The sequence below is a fragment of the Methylobacterium sp. Gmos1 genome, assembly GCF_053764715.1.
The window spans coordinates 1-25,892 of the sequence record NZ_JBSNCC010000036.1 but is presented as its reverse complement, the minus strand read 5'-3'; the positions used below and the strand labels follow the sequence as shown (position 1 = coordinate 25,892).

31 protein-coding genes and 1 pseudogene are annotated in these 25,892 nt (G+C 63.6%); 16 read left to right on the top strand and 16 right to left on the bottom strand.

Annotated features, from left to right (window positions below):
- The 4 genes from tnpC to ACS5PV_RS31680 form a co-directional block, all read right to left on the bottom strand.
- Positions 1-1,434 (bottom strand): IS66 family transposase (gene tnpC, locus ACS5PV_RS31695; protein WP_455399295.1); only part of this gene is annotated, 1,434 nt, incomplete at its 3' end.
- A 79-nt stretch (positions 1,435-1,513) separates the two neighbouring features.
- Positions 1,514-1,861, bottom strand: a complete 348-nt coding sequence (gene tnpB, locus ACS5PV_RS31690; protein ID WP_165091459.1) for an IS66 family insertion sequence element accessory protein TnpB — start codon at positions 1,859-1,861, stop codon at positions 1,514-1,516.
- On the bottom strand, positions 1,858-2,226 hold the full coding sequence (gene tnpA, locus ACS5PV_RS31685) for an IS66-like element accessory protein TnpA (protein ID WP_455399294.1): 369 nt from the start codon (positions 2,224-2,226) through the stop codon (positions 1,858-1,860). The genes tnpB and tnpA overlap by 4 nt, the downstream gene beginning before the upstream one ends.
- A 402-nt stretch (positions 2,227-2,628) precedes the next feature.
- Complete coding sequence (locus ACS5PV_RS31680) at positions 2,629-3,342, bottom strand: LuxR C-terminal-related transcriptional regulator (RefSeq protein WP_455399293.1); 714 nt, start codon at positions 3,340-3,342, stop codon at positions 2,629-2,631.
- Positions 3,343-3,778: 436 nt separating this feature from the next.
- Between ACS5PV_RS31680 and ACS5PV_RS31675 the strand changes: the two are divergent.
- Positions 3,779-4,173, top strand: a pseudogene (locus ACS5PV_RS31675) (IS3 family transposase); the annotation flags it as partial.
- A 244-nt stretch (positions 4,174-4,417) separates the two neighbouring features.
- On the opposite strand, the gene ACS5PV_RS31670 reads toward ACS5PV_RS31675, so the two are convergent.
- Positions 4,418-4,963, bottom strand: a complete 546-nt coding sequence (locus ACS5PV_RS31670; protein WP_455399292.1) for a recombinase family protein — start codon at positions 4,961-4,963, stop codon at positions 4,418-4,420.
- 341 nt (positions 4,964-5,304) lie between these two features.
- Between ACS5PV_RS31670 and ACS5PV_RS31665 the strand changes: the two genes are divergently transcribed.
- Both ACS5PV_RS31665 and ACS5PV_RS31660 read left to right on the top strand, forming a co-directional pair.
- Positions 5,305-5,982: a nucleotide-binding protein gene (locus tag ACS5PV_RS31665; protein WP_455399291.1), complete on the top strand. Its 678-nt coding sequence runs from the start codon at positions 5,305-5,307 to the stop codon at positions 5,980-5,982.
- Entirely contained in the window at positions 5,975-6,274 is a 300-nt protein-coding gene (locus tag ACS5PV_RS31660) for a hypothetical protein (RefSeq protein WP_455399290.1), read from the top strand. Before ACS5PV_RS31665 ends, ACS5PV_RS31660 begins: the two co-directional genes overlap by 8 nt.
- A 241-nt stretch (positions 6,275-6,515) precedes the next feature.
- On the opposite strand, the gene ACS5PV_RS31655 is transcribed toward ACS5PV_RS31660, so the two are convergent.
- The 4 genes from ACS5PV_RS31655 to ACS5PV_RS31640 all read right to left on the bottom strand — a co-directional run bounded on the left by ACS5PV_RS31655 (position 6,516) and on the right by ACS5PV_RS31640 (position 9,501).
- Positions 6,516-7,085, bottom strand: a complete 570-nt coding sequence (locus ACS5PV_RS31655) for a hypothetical protein (RefSeq protein ID WP_455399289.1) — start codon at positions 7,083-7,085, stop codon at positions 6,516-6,518.
- 147 nt (positions 7,086-7,232) lie between these two features.
- On the bottom strand, positions 7,233-8,012 hold the full coding sequence (locus ACS5PV_RS31650; RefSeq protein WP_455399288.1) for a hypothetical protein: 780 nt from the start codon (positions 8,010-8,012) through the stop codon (positions 7,233-7,235).
- A 596-nt stretch (positions 8,013-8,608) separates the two neighbouring features.
- Positions 8,609-9,088, bottom strand: coding sequence for a PaaI family thioesterase (locus ACS5PV_RS31645; RefSeq protein WP_455399287.1), 480 nt, complete (start codon positions 9,086-9,088; stop codon positions 8,609-8,611).
- A 29-nt stretch (positions 9,089-9,117) separates the two neighbouring features.
- Positions 9,118-9,501, bottom strand: a complete 384-nt coding sequence (locus ACS5PV_RS31640) for a hypothetical protein (protein WP_455399286.1) — start codon at positions 9,499-9,501, stop codon at positions 9,118-9,120.
- A 184-nt stretch (positions 9,502-9,685) separates the two neighbouring features.
- Between ACS5PV_RS31640 and ACS5PV_RS31635 the strand changes: the two genes are divergently transcribed.
- The gene (locus ACS5PV_RS31635; RefSeq protein WP_455399285.1) at positions 9,686-10,021 is read left to right on the top strand and encodes a helix-turn-helix domain-containing protein; all 336 of its coding nucleotides are present in this window, start codon (positions 9,686-9,688) and stop codon (positions 10,019-10,021) included.
- A 53-nt stretch (positions 10,022-10,074) separates the two neighbouring features.
- Here ACS5PV_RS31635 and ACS5PV_RS31630 read toward each other — a convergent pair whose 3' ends face one another.
- Positions 10,075-11,274 carry a hypothetical protein gene (locus ACS5PV_RS31630; protein ID WP_455399284.1) on the bottom strand — a complete coding sequence of 400 codons (1,200 nt, stop codon included), beginning with the start codon at positions 11,272-11,274 and terminating at the stop codon, positions 10,075-10,077.
- A gap of 110 nt (positions 11,275-11,384) precedes the next feature.
- On the opposite strand from ACS5PV_RS31630, the gene ACS5PV_RS31625 reads away from it, so the two are divergent.
- Entirely contained in the window at positions 11,385-11,720 is a 336-nt protein-coding gene (locus ACS5PV_RS31625; RefSeq protein ID WP_455399283.1) for a hypothetical protein, read from the top strand.
- A 756-nt stretch (positions 11,721-12,476) separates the two neighbouring features.
- Positions 12,477-12,899: a DUF2852 domain-containing protein gene (locus ACS5PV_RS31620; protein WP_455399282.1), complete on the top strand. Its 423-nt coding sequence runs from the start codon at positions 12,477-12,479 to the stop codon at positions 12,897-12,899.
- A 317-nt stretch (positions 12,900-13,216) separates the two neighbouring features.
- On the opposite strand, the gene ACS5PV_RS31615 is transcribed toward ACS5PV_RS31620, so the two are convergent.
- Positions 13,217-13,738, bottom strand: coding sequence for a CocE/NonD family hydrolase (locus ACS5PV_RS31615; RefSeq protein ID WP_455399281.1), 522 nt, complete (start codon positions 13,736-13,738; stop codon positions 13,217-13,219).
- A 193-nt stretch (positions 13,739-13,931) separates the two neighbouring features.
- On the opposite strand from ACS5PV_RS31615, the gene ACS5PV_RS31610 reads away from it, so the two are divergent.
- Positions 13,932-14,366, top strand: a complete 435-nt coding sequence (locus ACS5PV_RS31610; RefSeq protein WP_455399280.1) for a hypothetical protein — start codon at positions 13,932-13,934, stop codon at positions 14,364-14,366.
- A 101-nt stretch (positions 14,367-14,467) separates the two neighbouring features.
- On the top strand, positions 14,468-14,641 hold the full coding sequence (locus ACS5PV_RS31605) for a hypothetical protein (protein ID WP_455399279.1): 174 nt from the start codon (positions 14,468-14,470) through the stop codon (positions 14,639-14,641).
- Positions 14,642-15,079: 438 nt separating this feature from the next.
- On the opposite strand, the gene ACS5PV_RS31600 is transcribed toward ACS5PV_RS31605, so the two are convergent.
- Complete coding sequence (locus ACS5PV_RS31600; protein WP_455399278.1) at positions 15,080-15,346, bottom strand: hypothetical protein; 267 nt, start codon at positions 15,344-15,346, stop codon at positions 15,080-15,082.
- 281 nt (positions 15,347-15,627) lie between these two features.
- Between ACS5PV_RS31600 and ACS5PV_RS31595 the strand changes: the two genes are divergently transcribed.
- Positions 15,628-15,870, top strand: a complete 243-nt coding sequence (locus tag ACS5PV_RS31595; RefSeq protein WP_455399277.1) for a hypothetical protein — start codon at positions 15,628-15,630, stop codon at positions 15,868-15,870.
- A 5-nt stretch (positions 15,871-15,875) separates the two neighbouring features.
- Positions 15,876-16,244 (top strand): MmcQ/YjbR family DNA-binding protein, encoded by a 369-nt coding sequence (locus ACS5PV_RS31590; RefSeq protein ID WP_455399276.1) that lies wholly within the window; start codon positions 15,876-15,878, stop codon positions 16,242-16,244.
- 305 nt (positions 16,245-16,549) lie between these two features.
- Here the strand turns inward: ACS5PV_RS31590 and phnA are convergent, their stop codons facing one another.
- Both phnA and ACS5PV_RS31580 read right to left on the bottom strand, forming a co-directional pair.
- A complete protein-coding gene (phnA, locus tag ACS5PV_RS31585; protein ID WP_455399275.1) occupies positions 16,550-17,806 on the bottom strand; it encodes a phosphonoacetate hydrolase in 1,257 nt (418 codons plus the stop codon).
- On the bottom strand, positions 17,799-18,830 hold the full coding sequence (locus ACS5PV_RS31580; RefSeq protein WP_455399274.1) for a succinylglutamate desuccinylase: 1,032 nt from the start codon (positions 18,828-18,830) through the stop codon (positions 17,799-17,801). The genes phnA and ACS5PV_RS31580 overlap by 8 nt, the downstream gene beginning before the upstream one ends.
- Before the next feature lie 95 nt (positions 18,831-18,925).
- Here ACS5PV_RS31580 and phnF point away from each other — a divergent pair, with 95 nt between their 5' ends.
- A complete protein-coding gene (phnF, locus tag ACS5PV_RS31575; protein ID WP_455399273.1) occupies positions 18,926-19,666 on the top strand; it encodes a phosphonate metabolism transcriptional regulator PhnF in 741 nt (246 codons plus the stop codon).
- Between the two features lie 405 nt (positions 19,667-20,071).
- Positions 20,072-20,377, top strand: a complete 306-nt coding sequence (locus tag ACS5PV_RS31570; RefSeq protein ID WP_455399272.1) for a DUF6894 family protein — start codon at positions 20,072-20,074, stop codon at positions 20,375-20,377.
- Between the two features lie 330 nt (positions 20,378-20,707).
- Here ACS5PV_RS31570 and ACS5PV_RS31565 read toward each other — a convergent pair whose 3' ends face one another.
- Complete coding sequence (locus ACS5PV_RS31565; protein ID WP_455399271.1) at positions 20,708-21,268, bottom strand: recombinase family protein; 561 nt, start codon at positions 21,266-21,268, stop codon at positions 20,708-20,710.
- Positions 21,269-21,865: 597 nt separating this feature from the next.
- Between ACS5PV_RS31565 and ACS5PV_RS31560 the strand changes: the two genes are divergently transcribed.
- Positions 21,866-23,020, top strand: a complete 1,155-nt coding sequence (locus ACS5PV_RS31560) for a YihY/virulence factor BrkB family protein (protein WP_455399270.1) — start codon at positions 21,866-21,868, stop codon at positions 23,018-23,020.
- Between the two features lie 220 nt (positions 23,021-23,240).
- On the opposite strand, the gene ACS5PV_RS31555 is transcribed toward ACS5PV_RS31560, so the two are convergent.
- Positions 23,241-23,690 carry a hypothetical protein gene (locus ACS5PV_RS31555; protein ID WP_455399269.1) on the bottom strand — a complete coding sequence of 150 codons (450 nt, stop codon included), beginning with the start codon at positions 23,688-23,690 and terminating at the stop codon, positions 23,241-23,243.
- A 22-nt stretch (positions 23,691-23,712) separates the two neighbouring features.
- On the opposite strand from ACS5PV_RS31555, the gene ACS5PV_RS31550 reads away from it, so the two are divergent.
- The 3 genes from ACS5PV_RS31550 to ACS5PV_RS31540 all read left to right on the top strand — a co-directional run bounded on the left by ACS5PV_RS31550 (position 23,713) and on the right by ACS5PV_RS31540 (position 25,596).
- Complete coding sequence (locus ACS5PV_RS31550) at positions 23,713-24,165, top strand: hypothetical protein (RefSeq protein ID WP_455399268.1); 453 nt, start codon at positions 23,713-23,715, stop codon at positions 24,163-24,165.
- 162 nt (positions 24,166-24,327) lie between these two features.
- On the top strand, positions 24,328-24,570 hold the full coding sequence (locus tag ACS5PV_RS31545) for a DUF6894 family protein (protein WP_455399267.1): 243 nt from the start codon (positions 24,328-24,330) through the stop codon (positions 24,568-24,570).
- A gap of 309 nt (positions 24,571-24,879) precedes the next feature.
- Positions 24,880-25,596, top strand: a complete 717-nt coding sequence (locus tag ACS5PV_RS31540) for a Crp/Fnr family transcriptional regulator (RefSeq protein WP_455399266.1) — start codon at positions 24,880-24,882, stop codon at positions 25,594-25,596.
- Positions 25,597-25,892 lie beyond the last annotated feature (296 nt).

Sequence of the window (25,892 nt, the reverse complement as noted above, 5' to 3'; positions counted from 1 at the left end):
CCCGTTCATCTTGGCCGTCTCGATCAGCGTGTAGAACGCCGCCGCCCGCTCGGCGCCCAGCTCGGATCCCGCGAACAGGTAGTTCTTGCGCCCGACCGCCACGCTACGTAGCGCCCGCTCGGCCGCGTTGTTGTCGAGGGCGAGACGGCCGTCGTCGAAGGTCCGCATGAGCGCCGGCCAGCGTGCCAGCATGTAGCGCAACGCCTTGGCCAGGTCGGAGCGGCCCGGCACCTGGGGCAGGCTCGTCTCGGCAAACGCCTTCAGCGCCTCGGCCAGCGGCTTCGAGCGGGTCTGTCGCTCGCGAGTGCGCGCATCGGGCGGCTTGCCGTGCAGGTCGCGCTCGACCCCGTAGAGCGCCCCGATCCGCTCCAGCGCCTCCGCCGCGAGGGCCGAGCCCGTCGCGGCGTGCACGTCGAAGATCTTGCGGCGTACATGCGCCCAGCACGCCGCCTCGGTCAGGGCACCGCCCGCACGCCCGGCTTCGTACAGCCCGTTGAAGCCGGCATAGCCGTCGGCCACCAGCACGCCGCAGAAGGCCGCCAGGTGCGCGAGCGGGCGCTCGCCTCGACGGTCGGGCGAGGCGAAGAACACGGCCGCCGGCGGACGGGCGCCGCCATGGGGACGCTCATCCCGCACGTAGGTCCACAGCCGTCCGGTGCTCGTCTTACCCGTGCCGGGCGCCAGTACCGGGATCGGCGTGTCGTCGCCGTGCAGGACGTCCGAGCCGCCGATCACCTCCCGGCGCAGAAGCTCGGTCAGCGGCTGCAGCGTGGCCGCAGTCGCGCCGAGCCAGCCCGAGAGCGTCGAGGTCGCTAGATCGACGCCGTTGCGCGCGTAGATCTCGGCCTGGCGATACAGCGGAAGATGGTCGTCGAACTTCGCCACCGCGATGTGGGCCAGGAGCCCGGGACCGGCCCGCCCACGGGGAACCGCATGGTGGGGAGCCGGCGCCTGGACCACCTGCTCGCAGGCACGGCAGGCGAACGCCTCGCGGACGTGTCGCACGACCTTGAACCGGCCCGGGACGTAGTCGAGGCTCTCGGTGACGTCCTCGCCGATCCGGCGCAAGCTCCCGCCGCAGGCCGGGCAGGCGCAGGGACCGGCGTGGACCACGCTCTCGCGCGGCAGGTGCGCCGGCAGGTCCCGCCGGGCGGGCTTGAGCCGAGCGGCCTCCCTTACCTCGGCGACGACCGGCGTGCCGGCCAGGCGCTCGGCCTCATCGACCTCCAGCGCCTCGATAGCCAGTTCGAGTTGCTCGAGGCGCGGGCCGAGCTTCTCGGACGAGGTGCCGAACCGCGCCCGCTTCAACCGGGCGAGCTCGCCGCGCAGCTTCTCGATCAGGGTGCTGGCGTGGACCGCCTCGCGCGCCAGGCCGACGATCAGACGCTTGAGGGCGTCGACGTCGTCGGGCAGCGAGGCAGGATCGAGAGCCATGCCAACAGCTTAGCCCTTGCCGAGGGCCGTCGCCACAGGTCCTGACCACGGACGTGGCCACCTCGGTAGTCTGCCGCCGTCAGCCCGCGATCGTCGGCCGGTCGGTGCGCAAAGGTGCGCGCCAGTCGATCCCCTCCAGCAGCATGGCGAGCTGGGCCGGCGTCAATGCGGCAGCGGCACCGGCGGTGGACGGCCAGACGAAGCGGCCCTTCTCCAGGCGCTTGGCGAACAGGCACAGGCCCTGGCCGTCCCACCACAGCACCTTGATCAGATGCCCCTGGCGCCCGCGGAACACGAAGGCCTGGCCCGAGAACGGATCGCGCGCCAGATGGTCCTGGACGAGGGCGGCCAGCCCGTCGAAGCCCTTGCGCATGTCGGTGTGCCCGGTGGCCAGCCAGACGCGCGAGCCGGACGGGACCGGGATCATCGGCCGAGCAGCGCGGCGATCGCGCCCTGCAGGAGCGTCAGGTCCGCCCCGGCTGCGGCCCGCACACGATGCCCGCCCGACAGCTCGATCTCGATCAAGCCCGACCTAGCCGGCACGTCGTCTGCCGTCGTGGCCGGGGGCGGCAGGGCGAGCGGGATGAAGGTCGGCGGGGCAGCCGAGGCCTGCTGTTCGGCCAGCAAGGCGCGCCGCCATCGGAACAGCAGGCTGGAGTGCAGGCCGTGCCGGCGGGCTACCTCCGAGGCGGTCGTGGCGGGATCGTCCGCCTCGGCCAGGATGGCGCGCTTCTGCTCGAGCGACCAGACGCGGCGGGTGCCCGCAACGACGACGTGAGGAGAGTTGGTCATAGGTCCAGACACAGGGCCGATACAGCGCCATCTGACGCCAGACACTGTATCCAGAGCAAAGCACTACAGGCACAAGGCGGCCTTCACCGAGCGCTTACGATCCGGTGGGCCTACGAGCGGATGCGGGCCTTCGTCGTGATAAACAGCGGGATCGGGGGGTGAAGCGCGATCGCAAGCCGCGCTGGTGCTACGGCGAGGACGGCCCGGAGATCTTGCCACCCACGATCGGGCTAGGCTCCGGACTTCCCTGTGCGCGGCATTGCTTCGGAGACACCCCCAACCGGAGGTGTGTGATGTCGAGGTCTGTTCTCGCTCCTTCGTTCTACAGGCCTGCAGCTGCGAACCTCAACATGCAGGCTATGCCATCCATCTATTTCGTTATATAAAATTATTCCGGTCACTCTATTTATTATAAGTCTCAATAACAGCTTGAGTTCTGTTTGATACGCCGAGTCTCCGCATGATATTTCTTACATGAACCTTGACCGTGCTTTCCTTCATTTTTAAATCAAATGCTATGATCTTATTCGACCTGCCCGTCTGCAGCCGTTCCAGCACGGCGCTCTGGCGTGGAGTGAATTGGCTGCGAGCCACAGCAGGCTCGCCAGGTTTGCAATGCTGGAATACGGAGCTAGCCGGAACAAAAATTCCTCCGGCCTGCACTAGTCGTATGGCCTCGATTGCTACATTGAGGCTAACGCTGGTCGGGATATAGCCGCTTGCGCCCTTGTTCAGGTACTCAACGACATCTCCTAAATCCTCACTGTCGCACAAAATCGCAATCCTGACCTCAAAATTATTGCGAGATAGCAGATTATTACGCTCTAACTCGCTCTGCACAGTCTCTCTTGCATCACAGCACAGTATAACTACGTCTCCTTCTTTGCGTGATACTGCCGATTGATCCCACTCATCAATGGAGGCAAACGTTGCTATAATATGACTGCCGAATGCTTTCACCAAGCATTTTTCTAAGCAATCTCGAAGCATTTTTCGATTATCAATAATACATATTGAAGGATTACTATCGGTGTTTTTTTCAGATACAGTTATATCATTATCTCCATCTATGGATGATGAAGTTATATGATTATGCATACTGTCTTTTATGCCCATTGTACGAAATCCTTTGCATTTATTTCGAGCTGAATTGCTGCGATTGTATATGTGTATCATCGCAAAAATAGGTAGCATTAATAAAATATAAAATTTTTCATGGCGTTTATACGTCGGACATTCTAAAAAAATGCTAAATGATATTGCCGTCAATACGACCTTGTTGCAGGCAATCTCGAGCTTATGACGTAGTCGTGACGCCAGCCGACTTACTCCGCCTGACAAGGGGACCCGCGAGTTGCAGGTGTTTAGAAACCGACCCGTGAGCCGATTGGGGCGAGCCGGGACGAGAGGTCGGTCGGAAACTCGCCCCAGCTCGCTACGGCCGCCGGCGTTCCGCATCACGACAGCCGTGCTTCTCCTGGCATTGCCACGGACCGGCGTCTTTGCCGAAAGCTAACGTGGTGCGGAACGAAGGAGGCCCCACTGCCGATCGCTGCCTGACTGCGTCGCGGTTGCCCTGCTCGAGAGCAGCGGCCGGTCGCAGATGCAGATTGCCGCGGAACTCGGGATCCAGCCCTCCATGCTGCGCCAGTGGCGAACCATGCTGATGGATGGCTCCCCGCAACAGCGATGTGCAGGCGCGCCGGGTTCTGCTCCTACGAGCCCGGTTGCCTCGCCGTCCGACCAGGCGGCCGAGATCGCCAGCCTGCGCCACGAACTCGACCGGACGCGCATGGAGCGCGACGTGCTAAAAAGAGCGATCGGCATCTTCGCGGAGATGCCCAAATAACGTTCGCCTTCATCGAGCAGCATGCGACCACCTGGCCGGTGCGTCTCATGTGCCGCGTGCTCGGAATGTCCTCCAGTGCCGCGATAGGCGGTACCAGTTCATCCGACCGTATCTGAGCTGATCCCAACAGTTCTGGGCGAGCTGAAACCGCTCAATCCTTGAGACGACCGGTCTCGCATCTGGCGGCTCTTATTGCAGACCAATTCAGGTTCCATACGCCCCTCTTATGCGAGCCGCTGGTGCGAGCACCCACCGCGCAATTAATTGCTCGTCCCAGGACGTACGAGGTTACCGCCGAGGTTCGCTAGCGGCTGCTCGCGCTGGTGACTTGGTTGGGAGAGGCTACGGAGCAGTTTTGAGCACCCGGTAGACACTCGCCCGGCTGATCCCGAGCTGCCGGCCAATCGCCGAGGCGCCGGCCCCCTCCCCTGCCAGTTTGCGCACCGCCTCCGGATCGATCGTGCGCGCCCGCTTGTAGACGCCGGCCGCCTTCGCCTTCGCGATCCCCTCGGCCTGCCGCTCGCGCCTGAGGTTCGTCTCGAACTCTGCGAAAACCCCGAGCATGTCGAGGAATGCCTTACCAGCGGCGGTCGACGTGTCGATCGGCTGCTCGGTCGCGAGCAGGCCGGCGCCGCGGGCGCGCAGCTCGCGCACGATGTCCTGGAGGTCGCCGATCGAGCGCGCTAGGCGGTCGACGCGGGTGACGACCAGCGTGTCGCCCTCGCGAATGAAGGCGAGCACCGTACGCAGCTCGTCGCGGCCGATAGTCGAGGACCCGCTCACCTTCTCGGACCGAATGATGTCGCAGCCGGCCGCCTTGAGCGCGCCGAGCTGCACGGTGAGATCCTGATCGAGGGTACTGACGCGCGCGTAGCCGATCCTGGCCATAAGACTGTCTCGCAGGGTCTAGACGGTCCCTTGTAGCTGTCTTACACGCCGCACAACAACCCTGTGAGACAGGGCACATGCGTCTCACCGGCACCGTCTCGCAGGGTGTACCCGCTGGTACGGGGGTGCGGCGTTCGTTGGAACGGATCCGGGGCGCTCTGGCGCCTTTAAATGAATTCATATGAAGTCACATCACTTCACATAACACCAAGTGGCGCAAAGTGCCTTGACGCGGCGTCCCATCAAGCCGCATCGCACCAAGGCGCGTCACGGCAATTAACCCGGCGTTGAGCGACGCTCCGTCACACTGCGCCACGTGACCGGAAGTGAGGTGACCCGACATGGCCGTAATTGCCGTCAGCAATCCCAAGGGCGGGACCGGCAAGAGCACGACCGCCCTCGTGCTCGCGACGACGCTCGCCCGTCACGGCGCGTCGGTGACGCTGTTCGACTGCGACCCGAACCGTAACCTCGTCGCCTGGAAGGACGGGCCGACGACCTGCCCGATCACCGTGATCGGTCACGCCGACTCAACCAACATCGGCCGGATGCTGAAAGGGGAGGGGGCTCGCAGCCAGTTCGTGATCGCCGACCTCGAGGGCACCGCCTCGCTCATGGTCGCCTCGGCGATCCTCGCGGCCGACCTGACCCTCATCCCCATGCAGGGCTCGGCGATGGACGCGACGCAGGCCCGCCGGGCGATCGACTATATCGAGGACCAGGCGGCGACCGTCGGCCCGCGCGCCTACCGCGTCCTGTTCACCCGCACCAAACCGGGGTTCGCCACCCGCGATGAGCGGGCGATCCGCGAGAAGCTCGCGGCGTCAGGCGTCCCGATGATGGCAAACGATCTCGCCGAGCGCGCCGCCTACCGCTCCATGTTCACCTACCGCCAGAGCCTCGACGAACTCGACCCGCAGGCCGTCAACGGCCTCGACAAGGCCCGGGAGAACGCCGACGCGCTCGCCGGCGAGATCGTCGAGATCCTGCGCACCGCCAGGGAGACCGCCCATGTCTAAGCCTACGCCCGCCGGCCTCGCGAACCTCGGCGACTTCAAGCCGGCCACGCCAGCACCGGACGAGGTGCCGGCCGTGAGCCGCGCCGCCGCTGCCGCGCACGGCTTCGTGGAACGCGACGCCCCGAAGCCGATCAAGCGGCGCCGGGCGTCCGAGGAGCCGACCGTGTCCTTCACGATGCGGATCGACGTATCTGACCAGAACGACTTCATCGAATGGTGCGACCGCGAGCGGCTGCCCTACCGCGAGGGGTTCAAGCGGATCATGGCTGCCGTCCGGAAGGGCGCCATCTGACTTGCCCGGCCGGGCAACGTTGCGGCGGCCATCGCCGCCGCGGGCGGCCAGCACCGTTTTTCAAAGCCGCGCTTGAACCAATCAGGGAGTCCGGCTATTAGTGATGCGCCGGGGACAGATCGCCTTAAAGGGCCCCGACGCCGCCGAACCTTCGCAGGGACGGTCCACGCGCAGCGAGATATCCAAGTGCACGGCGAGTGCAAAAAGCCTCCTCTGGGAGGTTTTTTCGCGTTTAGGCCTGTCATTCGCGGCGGCGGAACACCAGGGGCTTGTTGCGGAAGACGTGGCTGCACACAGTCGCGAACTTGACTTTGGGCGCCTCGCGCAACGTCTCTTTCCACATCGTCGAGGGCATAGCGTAGGCGCTCTCCACGATCATTTCGATGTCGCGCGCCTTGGTCCGATCGCGCTTGACCTGGAAAAACATCGTGTATTGCGCGCCGGTCTGATCCGCGAGGGTCACCGCATAGACAAAGTTTCGTTCATGCCGCGTCTGATGCACGTTAGCCCCCGGCAGCGCTTGTACCATGGCCGGCAAGCTGAGTGAGAGCGCGTGGCGGGTATGACAGAAGACCCGTTCGCGCTGGTGATCCATGATCTTCCAAGCCGGGTCATGCAGGCCATCCACAAAGTGATCCGTGAAGCAGTGATTCGTGAATCGCACATCGACGACGAGCGCCCGCGTCACGTTCGGACACGTGCATGTGATCTGGAACGGCTCAAGGTGCGTCAGGTCGATGGCTACTCCACCGATCTGCAAGGGCGGCCAATACGGGGTGGCCTGCGGCGCAGGCAGAGGGGCGGAAGCCATTACGCATACTCGATACTCAACGCGTGGAGCGCACAGGGGTAACCTCGTATTAACGAATAGGCAAGTCATTGGATCCACGAATCCTCGCGCAACGTGCGGCTCCCCACACGCCACGTGTTGATTCGTCTTCGTCCGAGAGCCTCCAGTTCAGTCGAAACCCCGCCTCATGAACCGTATCGGGGTCGAATCCGCTGCGACTTTCGGGCGCCCGGGATCCGAATCCCCCCTCCGAAAACCCGTCGCGCCGCTGCCGCGAGCCGCCGTCCTCGATTCTAGAGAAGAAGAGAATCCCTGAATCCCCGTGGAGTGAGTCGGTTTGCACCCTGTCGGTCGACGACGCTGGAGCCACGCCGCCCATTCCTGCGAGAGGACGCGCACGAGGTTGGTCTCGTGCTTGCGGCCCTTGAGCGGGCGCTCGGTGATGGTGACGAGCCCGTCGCTCTCGGCGAGGCGTAGGGTCATCTGCGCGTGGCGGTGGCAGACGCCGGCGCGTGCCGCGATCTCGGCGATCGAGAGGCCGCACACGCCCCGCGCCGCGATCTCCTCCCCGACGATGAACAGGACGGCCCGCTGGCCCTCCGTGTAGCGGCGCGCGAGCGGCTCGGGCAGCGGGCTCGATCCGCCGAGGCCCCGGCGGCGCTCGCGGCTCCTGGCGCGGTCGGGCGAGCGCTGGCGGCGGGGGGCGAACTTGGTAATCCGGGCGGCGGTCGGCGCGATCGCGGCGGCAAGCGGCAGTCCCGGGAGGGCAGGGGCCGCGGGCGAGGCCCGGCCGGCGGTGCGCCGCGCCTCGATCGCGTCGTCGAGCTCGCCCGCCTCGCGGTCGTCGATCCGCCCGGTGGCGTTCAGCGTGTAGAGCTGCTCGCGCAAGCCCGGCAGCATCGCCGGCAGCGCCTGGGCGATCGCCTCTCTCATCTCGGCATAGGTCATCGGTCGGCCTCGTGGTGAGGCCGCGGCAGATCGAGCCGGGTCGCATGGGATGCGCCCGGTTCCTGGCAAAGCTTCTCCGTTCCCGAAAGTCGCCTTTCGGATTGACAGAGATCGCGATTTCAGGGACGATCAGTCTTGCAACGGACTTGGATCGGCCCTTTGGGGCTCCAGACCCCTGCTAAGGTTGGCGCCTTAGCGGGGGTCTCGCTTTTTCAGGGTCTCACTGCGGCGGCAGGTGTCTCCAGGTGGTGCGACTCGGGCTCAGGGCACGAGCCGCGGTAACTTACATCCAGGCACGGATTAACCTTCGCCGTCAAATCTTGGGGGATGAACGGGGCGCTCGTGCAGATCGCAGAGGCCGGTGCTGGCTCCGGGTTGCTCCGCCTCCTGACCAGAGGCCGTGCATGAAGAGGTAGGTTGCGCTTAGTATCCGATCCCGACCGAAGACGCCTCAAGGGCGCGGCGCACTAGAGCATCATGATTGCTGAAATGACGGAGCGCAGGGCGACCTGCCACGCCAGGATGCCAGACCACATAGGTAAAGTGAGTGCAATTAATTGCACCGTATGTTGGTACTGAGGAACTGTTCAATAGCGTCAGACGCGATCCAGGGTGTCGAGGACGGTAGCGACGATCTGTCTGTCCTCAGATCGTACCACGAACAGATCGGTGCGGACGACCACCAGTGACGGTGTCACGTCCAACACGTCCGCCTCCGCGACAAGCTCATCACCAATGGCTGGGGCGATCCGCTTCATCGTATGCTGGGACAGGGCCACGTTGCCGACTTGTGAGGTCGCGGCCCAGAAGCAAGCAGCGCCGCCCACGCTCGCGACTACGCCCGCATGAATGTGGCCTAGGTGATCGCGCAGATGTGGGTACACCTTGCGACGCAGCTCAATCTGGCCTGGTGCGTGATACGTGAGATCCACCCCGAGATGATCCAAGAAGGCATCTCTATCGAAGATGGCCGTGAGTTCCGCGCGCGAGGGCTGGCAGGTGCCAAGCGCCGTCGCGTCTGAAACTGGTACCGCCTGCGTCTTGGCGGCTGATGTTTTCTTGATGATCAATGCCATCCGACCTGCCCCTCCTTCACGATGCGGGATCAAGAACCGAGGACGATCCCAGTCCGATTGAAATCGAGGCGCTCCACGAGGCCTGGGAAGCTGAAGGCTTGTTCGATATCGGTGCGATAGTTGTGTAGGGTGATGGGTGTGATGCGGCCTTCTGCGAGCTTCTTAACACCGCCGGGCGTCGACAGCCAAAGGGCGGCCGGGACGAGGTTCTTCGTGCCCCTGGGCTTGCTGGTGTCATGGTAGGAGGAGGTCTGGAACAGCAGAATCGCGCGATTGGCGGTACGCGCGAGCAGCGTGCGGTCACCTCTCCAATCCGCGTTCCCCGCGTCCTCCTCGTTCGGCAGGATCTCGCGTGACACGAGATGGACCTTAGGCCAGGTGGCTGCTTTGCTCGTGCTGAGGTGGTCGGTCATTCCTACCTGCTCGCCCGTGGCACCTATCAGACCGGCGCAAGAAGGGCTCCTTGCGGACCGAGGAGCAAAACGTACGTGGCGTGCGGGTTGATCCGCAAGTAAATTGCGAAATTAGATATAAGACGCAAGTGCCGTCACTGCTGCACCTGCTACGACCCGCCTACCCCTCTCGCGGAGGGGTGAGATGGATGATCTCCGTAAGCGGTTCGGTCTGCTGGTAGCTGCGCATCGGCGGCGGCGAGGCCTGACGCAAGAAGCTTTGGCTGAGCAAGCCGACCTTAGCGTCGATATGATCTCTCGCATTGAGGTCGGTGGGACCGGAGCGCGCTTCCCTGTGATCGAGAGGCTGGCTGCGGCGCTCGAGGTTGATCCGGCCGAGTTTTTCACGACCCAGAGCCACACCGATGAGATGCGGCGTGGCCCCTTTGCGAGCCTGACAGTTCGGCTCGCTCGGATGTCAGATGCCGAATTACGCTGGGTCGAGGGAATTCTGGAAGCAGCGCTCAAGCCTCGAGTTTAGCTGCCTTCGTTCTGCGTGTACCTTGCGGGAGGTCGGAGAGGTACCTGATAGCCTCAGCCGAGAGCGGAAAGCCGAGGGCGGAAGGCTGAAACGAAAGGGTCTGCGTTCTTAAACAGCCACGCGAGCTGTGTCTCCTCGTCCGCGGTCTCAAGAGGCTGAGCGAGGGAGATCGTGCCGATCTCGTCGCCGCCCTTCCAAGTCGCCTCCAGCGATATGCCAAGCTCAGCCTCGATTTGGGGCAGCTCGGCACATAGTGCGTCGAAGGCGGGCTTCTCGGCATCGCCCCTCAGGCGCACGAAGAGATTGCACTGCCCATTCGGGCCTTTGGCACCGCGCGTACGGTAGGCCGTGGCAGTTCCAACCGGTATCGCCAACCGGACCCAGTTGTTGCCACCATGGGTCGGCTGTGGCTGATCGGGATGAGAGAAGCGCACGCCGGCGATGAAGCGATCCCAAAACAGGCGATTGGCTGAAGCCGAGTTGGGGCGATCAGTAGTAGGAGCTGCCTGCTCCGTGACAGGAAGCGCGTTCGATGCCTGCTTAGCGAAATCGGCCGCGTAGGGCATCGCTTGATGCTCGATCAGCTTCGTCCGAAGTGCGATTTGAGGGGTGAGCAGCGTCCGTCCGTCCTGGTCGGTCCAAGCTGCAATCTTCACGAGCGCCAGCCGAGAGCGTAAGCCCGCTGCCGCCTCCAGGAAACCGCGCACGGCCTCTATCTCGGAACGGATGCCGTCGCCGAGCACCACGAGATCGAAAGCTCCCTGCCTCAGGCTCTCGCTCACCGCATCGACGAAAGCTGCTTCATCGGTGAGACCCAGTCGGTCGTACGATAGGTCCCAGAGTAGGTTGCTAGCCTTCCGGCCTGTGCGGGTAGCGACGAGTTCGGAGAGGTCGCCATAGCTCAGCCGCCGCATTAGACCTGCGTACTCCAGAACCTGGCCGATCACCTCTCGTCGCGCCTGCGGGTTACGCCAGAGCTTGCACTCGACCAGCACCAGGCGCCCGCGGCGTGTCACCCCCAGCATGTCGAGGAACACGGACCCGGTCTGCCCGCGCAACGTCAGTTCCCGGCACAGCGGGGCGACAGCACCAGCACCGGGGTCGATCTCCTCGATCGGGATGATCTCTGGGTGCTCGAAGGCGAGGCGCTGGAGCTGGTGCTCGCGCCCGAACGTCTCCGCCGAGCTGATTGATCGAGTGAGGACGACCGGATCCCCATCGAGGCCGGTGGAGAAGAGGAGGGCGCGCGACATCGGGAGTCTCTACCAAGCGCGCAATTAATTGCCAGCCTCGGAGGCGAGGTTCCCCCTTGATCGGCTACCGGCCGTGCTATGTTCCATGTTCGTTCCTGTCGAGGCGGAGCATGGGATCGGGAAGGGGCATCAAGGGCGAGACGGTCCGCTGCCTCGCGCAGTACCCGTTCGTGATCGTGCGCGTGGCCTGCGGGATGTGCGAGCACCGGCAGGGGTCCTACCGCCTGGCGCGGCTCGCGCAGAAGTTCGGCGCCGACACGCCGCTGGAGCGGGTGCTGGAGGGCATTGCCCACGACTGCCCGTACCCGCCGCCGGATAAGGTACGCGGGAACCAGTACCATCCCCGCTGCCACGCCTACTTCCCCGACCTCACAGGAGCACCCCGGCCGCCCGACCTGCCGCCAGGGCTCGCCAAGTTCACGGTGGTGCGCGGCGGTAAGGCCTGAGCCCTCACCCGGGAGGGAGCGGGCGATGCGGGCGGATCACCCCTGTTTCGCGCCCGCCCGATCCGCTGGCGAGGCAAGAGGGTCCCGCGGCGCCTCCCGACCCTCGCGGGCCGCGTTCGAGAAGACTGTTTGACCGCCGGGGCCTGTGTCCTCGCGCCGTGGCGGATTGCGACGGTAGTCGTCGCGCCCCGCCAGCTCGTCTGGATTGCCCCGCTCGGAGGCCGGGACGTCATCGACCCGCTTGGGCGGGGCCTCACTACCTCCCGGTGCGCTCATGATCCCGGACTGTGTGGTCCCGTCTCCCCCCATACCGCCAAAGCCCTGAGGTCTCCCGTCAGCGGCGTTCTCGCCGGCAGTCCCGAAGGCCGCCCGCACGTCGTCCGCTTCGCCGGGGAGATCGCCAGGATCAGGAGCACGCCCTGCATCAGTGCGAGTTCCGTCGGGCCGGGCGAGGCGCTCGGCCAGCTCGCGTTGCTCCTCAGGGGTGAGAAGCAGCCGGCGTGCATCGCTGGACGCTTCCGTCTCAGGCGAGACCCTGCCGCCAGGCACCGGGGCCTCTCTGTCGCCGGAATGGTTCGCCATGCACGCGCTCCTTGGACTTGAACCGGCTACCGGCCGGGTCAAACCAAAGCGCCAGCGGTACGGGCGTTCCGGAAGCTGAACCCACTCTTAACCAACCGGTTCAGCCTGCATCGGAGACACGATGGCATGCTCCGCCCATCGTCAAAGGCGCCGATGCGCGCAAGGAGCTTTCACATGCCCATCATGCCCTTCGTCCATGATGCCCTCTACATCGGTGGCTTTGCCGGCCTTGTCGTCGTGGCGCGGCAGGCACTTGGCCGGTACGATCTCAGACTGTCCGGCGTCCCCGGCTTCGAACGTCTGCGTCGGCCTTTCGGGCGTGGTGCTGCGCCCCGCGAACGGCCCTGGCTCACATCGGTACGTCCCAGCGGCAACACCGCCTTCGATGCGTGGCGCGATGGCGAGATCAGCCGTATCGAGGCGCAGCGCCACGCTCTTGAAACCCGTCGCCAGGATTTTGAGAACTTCGTGGACAAGCTGAAGCGCGCCAAGGATCGCGCCACCTTTGAGCGGTTCATGGCGGAATATCCCGATGAACTAGGGACGACGGTCGACATCGCCGGGAGTACCGATCGTCCCGATCAGCGACCCGGTTAGCTTGCCCGCGTTCCAGCAGGGAGGCCGGAGCAGTCCGAGGTCCCGACTTCCGGGTTGCCGTAGCCCGAGGCCTGATTGGTGGCCGGGGAAGCGCGCAATTAATTGCGCGCTGTTCCCGTAGCCTTGACCTCATCTGCTTCAGGGCTGCCCCTCCAGGCCCCGGAGAGGGCCGCGTTGAAGGTGCTCTCCAGGGACAGGAAGGCTTGGGGCTTCATGCGTCGGGCTCGTCCTCGGCCGGGAGCATGTCGGCGATGACGCTGTCGAGCAGATCCAAGCTGTCGGGGGTGGCTTCCGCCAGAAGCTCCTGGGCATGGGCCTTAGCGTTCCCGTCGTCGATCGCGTCGATCGCCGCTTGGTGGACCGACCATGCCGACGCGGCCGTTGCACCAGGGCTGTGCTGCCATCCACTCGATGGCGTCGTAGCCGTCCTCGCCGAAATGAGCGTAGAGGTCCGCCTTGCCCTCGGACTTGCCCGAGCCGCGCAGCGACAGGTGAAGAACCGCGTAGCCGCGGCTGGCGATGTCGAAGAGAGGACCGTCGAAGGAAGCGCCCGTGTTGCTCGCCCGTCCGTAGCCGTCCGTCATGAGCACGCAAGGCGTTGCCTTCTCGCCCGATGTGAGCGCGGGGCGGAAGAGGCGACCCTCGAGCCGCACGCCGTCCCGTGCGGTCACGATCACCCCATCCTCAAGGGTGGTGGGATAGCGCTTGTTGGGGTTCTCAGCAGTCGGAGCCTCTGGCAGCCACTGGCGACCTTCGGTGCCGGCTCCGATCGGGAAGACGTCTGCGCTGACCGATGTCGCTGCAAGGCACAGGGCAATGGCCCCGATCACCCACTTCACCACTACATCCTCCCACGTCCGTCGGCGGCCTGTTCGGAGATCGGCGCCTTCCACCGATCTGAGCACCCCTGAGACGCTTTGGCGAGGGATCGGCGCATCCGGCAATTAATTGCGCAGGGCCGGCGATCTGGGCTTGGCCTTAAGAGCTGATATGCTTCCTCTGCGCGTAGACCCGCCGAGCTGGGGAGCAGGGATGCCGATCCGGCGGGAGCACCGTTTCTTCTACCCCATCGACTGGCCCCAGCTCTCCGAGGCGATCCGCTTCCGCCGGGCGCAGGGCCGGTGCGAGGAGTGCTCCCGTCCACACCTCAAACGGATCTTCCACCTTGGCGACGGTCGATGGTGGGATGCTGAGATCGCGAGTTGGCGCGATGGTCAGGGTCGCCGGCTCCGGCAGCGGCTCCGCAACGAGGACCTGCTCGCCCAGATCCGCCTCACGAAGGTGGTGCTGGCAGCCGCGCACCGCGACCACGACACCGCGAACAACGAGGACGCCAACCTGGCGGCGTTCTGCCAGCGCTGTCACATGCTGCATGACCGCGACGAGCATCAGCGCCGCCGCTGGCAGACGCTGTTCCGGCGTAAGGCCATAGGTGACCTGTTCCAGGGGCTATACCCGGCCGCCTGAGAGCGTTCGGTTCGATACGGCGCCTATGCGTTGGCCGCTGCCGGTTGCGTCGTCTTGGAGCGAAATGGGCCCTATGTGCCCGTCTCTCAGAGGAGACACCCATGCCCGACGAGAAACCCAAAAACGAGGACGACCAGAAGAACAGGCGCAGCAGCCCGGCGCCGGAGCCGCAGACGGGTGACCGCATTATCGACGGCCGCCTCGATCCTGACGCGCAATCGCCAGACCACGAGAGCGACAAGCCTTTCGACCCGAAAGAGAATGACTCGGCCTGATTTGCGGGGCTGGGTCGAGCAACAAAGAAAACCCCGCCAGCCTTAGGGGCTTGGCGGGGCGTGTCGTGTCCACACGACGGGGAGCCGATACGCGACGCTGCTCCCGGGTAGGATGGTGGGGTGTGGTTACCATCCTCCCAAGGAGGCCGCTGGATCGCATGTTCCATTACAGGCCCATCAGGGCATTGGCGGTGCCCACGACCGTCATGACGAGACCACCGGCCAGGACACCGATCATGCCGTAAGACACGGTGCGCAGAAGCTTCATGTCGCTCATTGGCGAGTTCATTCCGCTCGAGATCGTTGGGCTAGTGCACTGACGCCTTCAAAACGTACATAGCTCGTTGCGATTTCCGGTGAGTTTGCAAGCGGTTGGCGAGAGCGGGCGTGGCGTGTTCGTCCGCGTCAATGCACTAGGATCGTCAGTGGCCGCGTCGGTCAGCAGCGATGCCCGCCCGAGGTCTGGCCGTACTGTTTGACCGGGAAGTTCTGCTGGTTGGCGTTGCCCTCGGACGCTGAACTCATGGGACAAGAGCCGTAGAACGGCACGCTGGTGTTGGCGCGGCCACCGATCGAGCCGGTATTTTCGACGTCACGGGGCGATGACGAGATGAGCGGGAACTCAGGGCCGAATGCCATGGCGGACGAGATCGGGGCGACGCCAAGGACAAGTGCGGTGACGACGGCAGCGATACGGGCCTTCATATGGTATTCTAGCTCCTAGTGTTGGGTAGGCTGGCATCTATGGCCGGCCTGTGTTGCGATGAATGGAATATAGGAAGTCACCTACTGGCGCGATGTGTCCCCGCGCACGCTGCGTCAGGGAACGAATTTCACAACGTGCCTGCACCACAGATCACATCACCGCTGAGCCTCGTCCATCGGCCGATCGTGGGTGAAGGTGTCCAAGGCCTCGCCGGGAAGATGGGACCGGCGGCTTAGAGCGGCGTTGTCCGGCAGACCGATCAGGAAGCCGAGGGACGAGAATGACAAAGCTTTTCATCGCGCGCGTGCGAAGATCGACCGGAGATCGCCCTCTCGTGACGGTGCGTGCGGCAGCCGAGGGCGAGGCGAGGCTGTTTCTCGAAGCTGCCTACCCGGAAGACGAGGTGGTCGAGGTCGTCGAGCCTGGCGATTGGGTCAGTACCTCCGACACAGGTGCGGCAGCCGGCGACGTGCACGAGCATCCCGGTGTCGAGTGGCAGGCGCCGAAGACAGGCTTGGGTTAGAGGGCGTGCCCTGTCTGCCGGAAGACGTGCGTGCGTTGGCTCTCATGCTGCCGGAGGTGGTTGAGGGAGCCCACCAGAGCCACCCGGACTTCCGGGTTGGGGGCCGGATCTTCGCGACCCTGTGGACGGATGAAGATCGTGTCGTCGTAAAGCTGACGCCCGAGCTACAGGCGGAAATGGTGGAGGTCGGACCCGATGAGTTCGAGCCCGTACCTGGCGCTTGGGGCACCCGCGGCTGGACGAGCGTCGATCTCTATGCGGTAGAGGAAGAGGCGCTGCGCAGCGCTCTTCTTGCAGCCTGGAATACCGTAGCGCCACCTGGCCTTGTGGCGCGATTTGCAATGCTCTCGGTTGACCTCGAAGACGACCGGTGAACCTCGCCAACAGAGGATCTGGATCGGTCCTCTCCCGTGGAGCCGTGCAATTAATTGCGCGAGCCGATCATCTCGGGCACCTCGGCGGGGCTAAACCGCCGGCTCGAGCTGAACTCGCGGTTGACGTGACACTGCGAGGGGCTGCTTTCGACCCATCTCAGACGCTCAGAAGGTCTGCTTGCGGGTATTCTGATCCCAGTTCATGACCCGTCCTGGCCGCGTGCCGAAGCCATTCTCGCCGGTCACCTTCGTCGTTGCTGTCCAGATCCGCCTAGGGCATGTCGGCCAGCGCGCCGGCGCGCCGTTCACCCCGCCACACCATTCAGTACAAAATCGAAGATGTCGAAACTGCGCAGCGCGTCTATTAAGGCTCGATCCGCGTATTCGGTCGTGAGCGGGTGAGAAAGCAGGAAGGGTACACGCTGCTCGGCCAAGCCACCGTGCGATCGCAGGCGGTGGCCTGCCAAGCTAGACAGGTCGTGCTCCTCGCGTGAAGCACCAATAACCGTACCATGGTCTCCGAGAACGGCTAAGTCGCCCTCGAACTCCTCCGGAAGGCCGAAGCGGGTCGCTGCTTCCTTGCCTGTCAAAACAAGTTCCACGCCCGGCATGGCAGCGGTGGCTGCCATCATGGCGTCTGGATCGACGCCATTACGTGCGTAAACGCGTACGTAGGAGCCGAGGGAGCCATGGTGGCGTACGAAGGGGTCAGTGACGGGACAGATCACTCGTGCTGCGCCATTGCCGAAGCGCCTGACCAGTTCGTCTTGCAGGAATAGGACGCGTGCGGTGCCGTCTGGGTTCGCTTTGTCGTTCATCCCGTGGTCCGCCACGACGCCCACCACAGCGCCCAACTCTATTAGGCGCCCAATGCGTGAGTCGATCGCCGCGTGGAACCTGTCCGACTCCGGCTCTCCCGGCGCATGCGCGTGCTGCACGAGATCCGAGAGGGACAGGTAGAGCAGGTCCACCATGCTGTGCTCGATGAGGCGAACACCCGCGTCCATGACGAACAGCGACAAATCGGGGTCGTACTGATCCGGCGTGCTGCGGCCGACGAATGCTTCTACGTCGCCGATGCCATTCTCCGCCTCAGTCGCATCCCTGGCACATTGGGAGGAGAAGGAGATTCCGTGCAGGTTGTGCGACAGCATCCGACGGAGCTTGTCCTTGGCAGTAACGGCGGCAACTCGTACGCCCACCTGCGACATCCGCCCCAGGATGGTCTCACAGCGCATCAGCCGCGCGTCCGTGACCATGACCTCCTGTCCCGTCTCGCGATTAAGATAATAGTTGCCGGAGATGCCGTGCATGGCGGGCAGAACACCCGTCACGATCGAGGTGTTGTTCGGGTTTGTGAAGCTTGGGACGACAGCGCCGGCGAGCGCGGAGAAGCCTTCACTTCGAAAGCGCGCCAGCGCGGGCAGGAGACCGTCCGCCAACCCCTGCTCCAGGTAGGCCGGGTCGAAGCCGTCGAAGCACAGCACGACAGTCGGACGGGCAGGACGCCGGTATCGGCGACCATTCACCTCTACGAGACCGGCCATAAGGAGATCAGTCATCAGAGGGCTCCTCTGGCGTTAAAATTGCGGGCTCAGGCGGTGGTATAAGCCGGCCGAGTCGCACCGCGGTCAGGCCTGCCCAGAGACGCTGCGAGGGCATGATGACTACGCAGTCGTCATGCGGGGTCACCACCGGTTCGCCACCGTCGTGGCCGATGAGGGTTCCCGCCTTTGGGATGATCTCGCCGCCCCGGAGCGGCAACGTGAAGGTGAACTCGTGCCGAACGGTCACCGGCATAGTGATCTCGACAAAGCGGCTTGCGTGCCTCGGGAGCACTGCCGTGACCGGACCGGCTTCGAAGGCGTCCGGCATCATGCCAAGCCGCTCCAGCAGGCGCAGGCAGGCCGCGTACGCGACTTCGGCGCTCGACGCCGCCCAGTGCTGACCGCATTCGATCAGCAGAGCGGTTTTGGAGGCGGCAGGATCGCCGAACGCCCCGCAATCCCGCATGCGCGCGCCCTGGGCATGGCCGCGGTCCACCACGACGAGATCGGCCAGACCGGTGACCCGCGCGAGGCGCCGACTGCGCTCCAGTGGGCCCGCAAGCACTAAGGGCTCGTTTGGGTGCTGCGTCGTGTGCAGATCGAGCAGGTAATCCGCTTCCTGCACAAAGGACAGTAGTTCCGACGCCCGAGCTACGTCTGCGCTTCGCGCAGGCAATGCTCCGAGAATATCTGGCGACCAGACGCGGTTCATGTCCTCGTCTGCCCAGCGGCTTGCGCGCGGATTAGCGACGTCGAAACGTGCGTAGGCGTCCGTATTCGCGAAGGCGAGCGTAAGGGTGCCGCGGGCTGGTCGCAAACCGGAAGCCAGCAGCCGATCCAGCGCGATCGCGCCCGCTGGCTCATTGCCATGGACAAGGGCAGTAAGCAGCAGGTTGGGGCCGGGCCGCGAAGAGGACAGGCGATGAACGAAGGAGACGCCCGTGTTGCCGTCTCGCCAGCGGGCGATGTCGGGTATGTCGATCTCGACTGGATAGTCGATGACGGGCTGCGCCTGGGCGCGAATGGAGGACGACTGCATGGACACCCTTGGCGAAGCGCGACCGATATGGCGATCGGCCAACGCAAAGTGGTATAGACCTCTGTACGACTGGAAGGCAAGTAGGTGAGCCTGCCATGAACAGCATCCCGACAGACGGTGTGGATGGTCCTCGTTGGCGCGCTGTGGCCGATCGGCTTCTGGCCGAGATCGAGGCAGGGGTGTTTCCGCCTGGCGCGCGGCTCGCCAACGAGCGCGTCCTGGCCGAGCGTTACGCCGTTCATCGTCACACGCTCCGCCGAGCCGTTGCAGACTTGGCGAACCGCGGCCTGCTCGACGTTCGGCATGGAAGCGGGACCTACGTGCAGTCGAGGCCGCTCGCCTACCGACTCGGAGCCCAGACGCGGTTTCGGCATAACATTGCGGGCCTAAGCCGCGAGCCCGGCGGATGCCTGCTCGCTTCGACGACTCTGCCAGCGCCTCCGTCCATCGCCGTCCGGCTTGGGCTTGCTCCCGGCGCCGAGGCGGTTCGCTTGGACATCCTCCGGGAGGTGGACGATGTCCCTCTGATCCGTTCTGAGCACTGGTTCCCCGCCGCTCGCTTCCCTGACATCGCTGCACGCTTCGAAGCTAGCCAGAGCATTACGCACGCCCTGGAAACGCTCGGGATCACTGGCCTGCGGCGACGCGAAAGCACCATCACCACGCGACTCGCGTCAAAGACGGAGGCGGCAGCGCTCCGGCTGATGCCGGGCTCACCGCTCCTGGTTTGGGAGTCGCTGAAGGTGGATAGCGACAGCGCGCCGGTAGATTTCGGCATCGCCCTTCTTGCAGGTGAGCGGGTGCAGCTTGTCTTGGAGTTAGATCAAGCACCATGAGGGCCGCAAAGATTTAAGCCATTATTTCAGGAGAATTTTGGCTTAATTCGAAGATCCGGTTCCATAGCTCGCTCGGTGGCCGCGCAACAGCCGACTTGGGCCCAAAGCTGAATGTCCGTTTATCGGCAAAGGCGTGATGTCGGCTCCCCACCCCGAGCGGACGGTGCTGAGCGCGCCCGAGCGGTCCCTGGATCCGCCTTTGACGACGGCTCGAATGCCGCTACCAAAAAATTTGACACTCAAGGCTATAAAAAATAATTACGAGACATTTTGCGGGTATTATCTGAAATTTGCTCTTGTCGTTGATCGTGGTCCTCTCCATTTCTTATTTATCGTCGGCTGCGGAATTCGGGCGTCGGCGGCTGAGAGAGGCGTGCGCTCTTGCCCTTGTCGGTGGAGAGTTGTGTGCCGCGCTATTTTTTTGACATCCACGATGGGCAGTACCTGACCCGAGACAACGTCGGCATCGAGTGTGATGGTCCAGATGCCATCAGGGCTGAAGCCATGGCAGCCCTTCCTGCGATCTCGCGGGACATCATTCCGAAAGACGGGGATCGGCAGGCGTTGATGGTCATTGTCCGAAACGTGGGTAACCTGACCGTCTATACGGCCACCTTGACCTTCGCGAGCATCTGGTTGGGAGAAGAGGTGCCGTCTGTGCCCGACGACCCCGATCGAGCGGAGCATCCGCCTCTTCTCTGGGGCCGGTGACCCACTTGGACCGTCTGCTTCCCACCCCCAGCAGTCGTTCAACGAAGAAGGCCCCGCCGCCGGTCGCTGCCGGCTGGACGAGGCCATCTCCCGTGTCGTGGTGCTCTGTCGTCCAGGTCATTGCCCGGCTGTCTCGGGTTCTGCCTCCCAGCCCCGAGATCATGAGGGCAGAATGCCGGGTATCCTTGAACCGTAGGCTAAGAGACGCGGTGAATGGCAAGGCAGGAGACGTTGCCTGAACCTTACCGGTGAGGGAGGTTGGATCGGCCCTCTCCCATGGAGCCGTGCAATTAATTGCGCAGGCCGATCACCTCGGGCGCGTTGGTGGGGCTACGCCGCCGGCTTCTCGGCCGTGAGAGCCCGGTGCACGGAGCCCTTGCCGATGCCGAGCTTCGCCGCGATGGCGTTCATGCTCAGGCCCTGCGCGTCGAGCGCCTTGATCTCCTCGCTCTTCGTCCGCGCGGTCGGCTTCCGACCCTTGTAGCGTCCCTCGCTCTTGGCCTTGGCGATGCCCTCGCGCTGGCGCTCCAGCATCATCTCCCGCTCGAACTGCGCCACGCCGCCGAGCACGTTGAGGATCAGCTTGCCAGTCGAGGTGGCCGTGTCCACGCCCAGGTTGACGATCCGCAGCGCGACGCCCTTCTTCTCCAGCTCGGCGATGATGGTGCCGAGGTGTACGACGGAGCGGGCGAGGCGATCGAGCTTGGTGACGACCAGGGTGTCGCCGGCCCGCACGAAGTCCATGGCGGCGTCGAGCTGCGGGCGCGGCCCAATCGAGGAGACCTGCTCCTGGTAGACGCGCTCGCAGCTGAGGGCTTCGAGGTCGCGGACCTGCACGTCCAGCCCGGCTTCCTGGTCGAGGGTAGAGGTGCGGGCGTATCCGACGATCATGGGGGCCGTTCCGGGTGCTTCGGTCCAATAGGGTCTAAGGCACGTGGCCCTGATCCGGTCCAAAGGTCAAACCCTATTTTATTGGAACGTGTTCGGGGCCGGGCTGGACCGGTCCAGTAGGGCAAGCTTCATTGGACCGGCAGGAGAAGTCGGCAGCCGGCTGCAGCAGCGTTTTCCTGACCTTTGAATGGCTGACAGAGTTTCCTGACATGCTCCCGCACGCGCGCCTCTTGCGTAAGGCGCGTCAGCTCCGGCGATCCGCCAGCCTGTCAGGAACGGGTCGTTTTCTTACATCAATGCGGAGCAGCGTTGGGGTGCCCGGCACGAGACCCAACGCGGTGAAAAGCGATGCTTGAGTTGAAAGCGTCCCTGATCCGGCAAAGCCGTTCCGTCCGACGGACCCCCCTTGGATCGGGTCAACGCCTGAGACAGCGCAGGTGCTTTGAAAAGTTATCTGTGCCACCGAAATGAAGGCCATTGTTGCACAAACCATGTTGCCGTCCATTCCGGATCAGGATGGTTAGAAACAAAGGGAGCGAAAGAGGCGTTGAGCTTACGGCCGAGGCTTCCCCCTAGGCACGATTGATAGGCGGCCTCATGACCGATCGGATCCCGGCATCGACAGACAATTCGCGCTCTGTCGCCGCGACGACTGTATGGACCGCCTTCCTTGGCACCGCCTTGCTCGGCTTATTGGTGCTGCCTCGGCGCTCCGAACGACCAACGGATGTGAGCGAGACCAGCCGCCTCGGTCCAGAGCACGGTACTCGAGCTCACGAAGGAGCTGGAGCCGAGAAGGTTACGGAGCTGGAAGCGAACCGGGGCCATAAAGCGAAGGTCCCCTCCGACATCCCGGCGAAGGGTTGGTGGGACATTAGCAAGCGCGTTTTCCAGGAGTTCGGCAATGATCGCGTGCTGCTGGTTGCCGCTGGCGTCACCTTCTACGCGATACTTGCTCTCTTTCCAGCTATCGGCGCTTTCGTCTCGATCTATGGCCTTGTCGCTGATCCGGGTGCCATCAATGCACAGCTATCTAATCTTCAAGGCATAGTACCCGAAGGAGCGCTTGATATCATCAGCGAGCAGGTTAAGCGGATCGTCGCCAAGAGTGGCGGCACTCTCGGCTTCACGGCCGCCTTTGGTATCCTTCTGTCGATTTGGAGTGCCAACGGAGGAATGAAAGCGATCTTCGACGCGCTCAACATTGTCTATGATGAGAAAGAGAAGCGGAACTTCATCTGGTTAAATTTGCGCTCGTTGACGTTCACGGCTGGTGCGCTTCTCTTCGTCGTTTTAGCCCTCGTCGGCATCGTAGTAGTGCCAGCCGCATTGAATTTTCTTAAATTGGGTGCATTGGAGTGGGTCATTGCGCTTCTACGCTGGCCGATCCTGCTGATAGCCGTACTCGGGAGCCTCGCGCTACTCTACCGTTACGGCCCAAGCCGAGACACAGCGCGCTGGAGCTGGGTAACGTGGGGAAGTGGCATTGCTGCCGTTTTGTGGATTATCGTCTCAGCCCTATTCTCTTGGTACGTGTCGAGCTTTGGCAAGTACAACGAAACATACGGCTCGCTTGGCGCTGCCATCGGCTTCATGACCTGGATCTGGATCTCGACGATCATTGTTCTGCTCGGCGCGGAGCTGAACGCCGAGATGGAACACCAGACGGCTGAAGACACCACTACCGGTAAGCCAGAGCCACTCGGCGCTCGCAAAGCTAAGGTCGCAGACACCGTAGCGGCATCGAGCTGAGTGTGGCACTTCTCCATCGCGAAAGAGATGTCGTCTCCATACACTAGGTTAGGGCGAGTTGATGTTATTTTGTCCGGTATGCAATCAATCTCGCGTTCAGTGTTGGGCCGCATTGCGCTTGTCATCCCTCGGATGAACAACCATCTTTGCGCTAACACGTTCAATAATAGAAAAAGCGCCATGCGGCGCCTCTTCCGTCTCAAGTAGTTATTTGACCACCTTAAACGACCTTGCGGCGGCCCTTGCCCTTGGTCTCAGCCACATCATCGTCATCTACGTCATAAAAGGCTTTGGCGGTGCTACGGGTCTTGCCCTTCACTTCACTGAGGGCCGCGGGGGCGATGTTGGAGCCCGCCTCGACCACCTGTTGACCGGCGAAGGCTGCAACCTGGCGGCGCGGGTCCTGACACCCGAGCAGCGGGCTAGGCTCGATGTCTACCGCCGCGGGCTGGAGCAGGCCGAAGCCGCCCGGACCTCGCCCCTTGACTGGGTGGAGGATCTGGCCCGCACCGGCTTCGATCCGAACCGCGTTGCCGCTGGCCTGTTCGGCTCCGGGGTTCCGGGCTCGAGGATCGGGTCTGCGGAGTACGGGAAGACCCTCAAGCAGGCGTTCGGCCCCGAAAGCGCCGAGTTGGGCGAACCTGCGGCAGGCGGCGTGGCTGAACCTCATGGGGCACGGCGAGGCCGGTCGGATGCCGGCGGCGAAAGAGGCGGAGCGCATCCGAGCTTTCACTAAGGATGAGGGCTCGGGGCTGGCGCGCCAGATGTTCACCGGCGACGAGCTGGCACTGATGAACCGCTATGCCGACGCGGCGAAGGCAACCCACGTCCCGACGGGCTCGCGGGTGCCCGACGGTGGGCGCTCGGCCGCGCTGGCGGGCCAGCTCGTGAACCTGCTCGCGGGTGCGGTCGGGTTCAAGGTCAGCGGACCGGCCGGTGGCGCCGCGGCCTTCGGGGCACGGGTTGGGCAGCGGATCCTTGAGCGCGGACTGAACGGCGTCCGGGCCGCTCGCTCGTTCGAGGGCGGGGCTCCGCGGGTTCGCCCTCCACTGCCAGAGGTGCCGGCCGGGATCGTGCCGCGGGCAGCAGTCGGCGCCGGCGTCGGGGCGGGGATCCCACCCGTCGGCGCTCTCAGGGTACCATGAGGAGGCAGGATTGCCGTGCGCCTGCGGTAAACGCATAATCCCGATCTGTGTTAAAGCGTTCGCCGTCTGCTAGTTTACAAACACAGGATCGTTGGCAGCTACCTCCGCCTCGTTGGCGCTTGTGAGACACGTGTGCTCTCGGCTTAAATTGTGGAGCATCCAATGCCCCGTTTCTTTTTTGATACCAAAGCCGATTACTTTCTGGACGACGATGTGGGATGCGATTTTCCCGACGCTCATGCAGCCCGTGATGCCGCGATTGCACTTCTGCCCGCCATGATGCAGGAACAAATAGGAATAGGTCAGAGCCAAGAGGTATCGGTTCTGATGCGTGACCAGGCAGGGCAAGACCTCTTCACAGCTTCATTGACCCTTGCCGCCCGATGGCAGGTTGATACCGCATAGCCGGCGGTCGTGTCAGGGGCGTCTGAGCCGGATCAGGGCCCCTGCAGACCAGGGCTTTGCCCGCCTTACGATTTTGCCCTTGCTGGATGTCCTGCCAGTCTTGAGATTCGACGCTCTTCCAATGCCGCCAGGGTTCAATAGCGTACCAACTGTGAAGCCTTGCCTCATATTGGTTGCCGAACTTAAATCCTGATCTATATTAATTTATCATCAGCTGCGCGAAAACAGGTACTGATGACTGGGAGAGCCGTGTGCTTCCACCTGCAAAGTAAGGTGGAGCCCGCCATGGCCCCCATACCGAACCACTCCATGGACATGCTGATCCGCAAGCTGGACAGCATCGCACGGCTCTCCGACAAGGAGCGGCGGGCTGTCGAGCAGTTGCCCGTTACCGTCAGGCCCTTGGGCCAGCATCAGGACATCGTGCGGGAGAAGGACCGCCCGTCGCAGTGCTGCCTTCTCCTGGAGGGCTGGATATGCCGCTATCAGGTCCTCAGCGACGGCAAGCGCCAGATCTTCTCGTTCCACATTCCAGGCGACATCCCCGACCTGCAGAGCCTGCACCTGAAGGTGATGGATCACAGCGTCTGCACGATGACGCAGGCCACGGTGGCGTTCATCCCTCACGAGGCGATGCTCGAGCTGACCGCTGCCTTCCCAGGCCTTGCGGCGACGCTCTGGCGTGACACCCTCGTTGATGGAGCGATCTTCCGCGAGTGGATGACCGGGATGGGTCGGCGCTCGGCCACTGGATCGATCGCGCACCTGTTCTGCGAAATGTACGTCAAGCTTGAGGCCGTGGGACTCGCGCGAGATCGCACCTACAAATTGCCTCTTACTCAGCAAGATATCGGGGACGCGCTCGGGCTCTCGAACGTGCACGTCAATCGCGTGCTGAGAGAGTTGCGCGGCAAGGGATTGATCACGCTGCAAAGCCACAATCTGCAGATCCACGATTGGGCGGAACTGAACAAGCTAGGGGACTTTGATCCGACCTATCTGCATCTGGATCGCGGTGCCGCATGAGCCTCCAACTTCAGCCGGTGAGAGTGAAGACCGGCAGCCACGACACAGAAGGGCAGCTGGTCTTCTCCGATGGTTTCCTTGTGGCCGTGCTGGTGCGGCTGTCAGAAGACCATGAGGAAGAGGCTGGCCTGTGGTTCCTTGAGGCGGGTTTTGATGGCGCTGATCGTGCGACCCTGAACCGCTCCGGGTTTTTCGGAGGCTGTTTGTCTTGGGTCAGGCGGCCAGGGCGTGGTCGCCGACGTTGGCATGATAGCTCGCTTCGGCCTCGGCGGGAGGGACGTGGCCGATTGGCGCGA

What these genes read in the sequence shown, in the direction of transcription:
- tnpB (WP_165091459.1), bottom strand. Translation starts at nt 1,861, where the DNA reads ATGATCCCGGTCCCGTCCGGCTCGCGCGTCTGGCTGGCCACCGGGCAC.
- tnpA (WP_455399294.1), bottom strand. Translation starts at nt 2,226, where the DNA reads ATGACCAACTCTCCTCACGTCGTCGTTGCGGGCACCCGCCGCGTCTGG.
- ACS5PV_RS31680 (WP_455399293.1), bottom strand. Translation starts at nt 3,342, where the DNA reads ATGGGCATAAAAGACAGTATGCATAATCATATAACTTCATCATCCATA.
- ACS5PV_RS31670 (WP_455399292.1), bottom strand. Translation starts at nt 4,963, where the DNA reads ATGGCCAGGATCGGCTACGCGCGCGTCAGTACCCTCGATCAGGATCTC.
- ACS5PV_RS31665 (WP_455399291.1), top strand. Translation starts at nt 5,305, where the DNA reads ATGGCCGTAATTGCCGTCAGCAATCCCAAGGGCGGGACCGGCAAGAGC.
- ACS5PV_RS31660 (WP_455399290.1), top strand. Translation starts at nt 5,975, where the DNA reads ATGTCTAAGCCTACGCCCGCCGGCCTCGCGAACCTCGGCGACTTCAAG.
- ACS5PV_RS31655 (WP_455399289.1), bottom strand. Translation starts at nt 7,085, where the DNA reads ATGGCTTCCGCCCCTCTGCCTGCGCCGCAGGCCACCCCGTATTGGCCG.
- ACS5PV_RS31650 (WP_455399288.1), bottom strand. Translation starts at nt 8,012, where the DNA reads ATGACCTATGCCGAGATGAGAGAGGCGATCGCCCAGGCGCTGCCGGCG.
- ACS5PV_RS31645 (WP_455399287.1), bottom strand. Translation starts at nt 9,088, where the DNA reads ATGGCATTGATCATCAAGAAAACATCAGCCGCCAAGACGCAGGCGGTA.
- ACS5PV_RS31640 (WP_455399286.1), bottom strand. Translation starts at nt 9,501, where the DNA reads ATGACCGACCACCTCAGCACGAGCAAAGCAGCCACCTGGCCTAAGGTC.
- ACS5PV_RS31635 (WP_455399285.1), top strand. Translation starts at nt 9,686, where the DNA reads ATGGATGATCTCCGTAAGCGGTTCGGTCTGCTGGTAGCTGCGCATCGG.
- ACS5PV_RS31630 (WP_455399284.1), bottom strand. Translation starts at nt 11,274, where the DNA reads ATGTCGCGCGCCCTCCTCTTCTCCACCGGCCTCGATGGGGATCCGGTC.
- ACS5PV_RS31625 (WP_455399283.1), top strand. Translation starts at nt 11,385, where the DNA reads ATGGGATCGGGAAGGGGCATCAAGGGCGAGACGGTCCGCTGCCTCGCG.
- ACS5PV_RS31620 (WP_455399282.1), top strand. Translation starts at nt 12,477, where the DNA reads ATGCCCATCATGCCCTTCGTCCATGATGCCCTCTACATCGGTGGCTTT.
- ACS5PV_RS31610 (WP_455399280.1), top strand. Translation starts at nt 13,932, where the DNA reads ATGCCGATCCGGCGGGAGCACCGTTTCTTCTACCCCATCGACTGGCCC.
- ACS5PV_RS31605 (WP_455399279.1), top strand. Translation starts at nt 14,468, where the DNA reads ATGCCCGACGAGAAACCCAAAAACGAGGACGACCAGAAGAACAGGCGC.
- ACS5PV_RS31600 (WP_455399278.1), bottom strand. Translation starts at nt 15,346, where the DNA reads ATGAAGGCCCGTATCGCTGCCGTCGTCACCGCACTTGTCCTTGGCGTC.
- ACS5PV_RS31595 (WP_455399277.1), top strand. Translation starts at nt 15,628, where the DNA reads ATGACAAAGCTTTTCATCGCGCGCGTGCGAAGATCGACCGGAGATCGC.
- phnA (WP_455399275.1), bottom strand. Translation starts at nt 17,806, where the DNA reads ATGACTGATCTCCTTATGGCCGGTCTCGTAGAGGTGAATGGTCGCCGA.
- ACS5PV_RS31580 (WP_455399274.1), bottom strand. Translation starts at nt 18,830, where the DNA reads ATGCAGTCGTCCTCCATTCGCGCCCAGGCGCAGCCCGTCATCGACTAT.
- phnF (WP_455399273.1), top strand. Translation starts at nt 18,926, where the DNA reads ATGAACAGCATCCCGACAGACGGTGTGGATGGTCCTCGTTGGCGCGCT.
- ACS5PV_RS31565 (WP_455399271.1), bottom strand. Translation starts at nt 21,268, where the DNA reads ATGATCGTCGGATACGCCCGCACCTCTACCCTCGACCAGGAAGCCGGG.
- ACS5PV_RS31560 (WP_455399270.1), top strand. Translation starts at nt 21,866, where the DNA reads ATGACCGATCGGATCCCGGCATCGACAGACAATTCGCGCTCTGTCGCC.
- ACS5PV_RS31555 (WP_455399269.1), bottom strand. Translation starts at nt 23,690, where the DNA reads ATGAGGTTCAGCCACGCCGCCTGCCGCAGGTTCGCCCAACTCGGCGCT.
- ACS5PV_RS31550 (WP_455399268.1), top strand. Translation starts at nt 23,713, where the DNA reads ATGCCGGCGGCGAAAGAGGCGGAGCGCATCCGAGCTTTCACTAAGGAT.
- ACS5PV_RS31545 (WP_455399267.1), top strand. Translation starts at nt 24,328, where the DNA reads ATGCCCCGTTTCTTTTTTGATACCAAAGCCGATTACTTTCTGGACGAC.
- ACS5PV_RS31540 (WP_455399266.1), top strand. Translation starts at nt 24,880, where the DNA reads ATGGACATGCTGATCCGCAAGCTGGACAGCATCGCACGGCTCTCCGAC.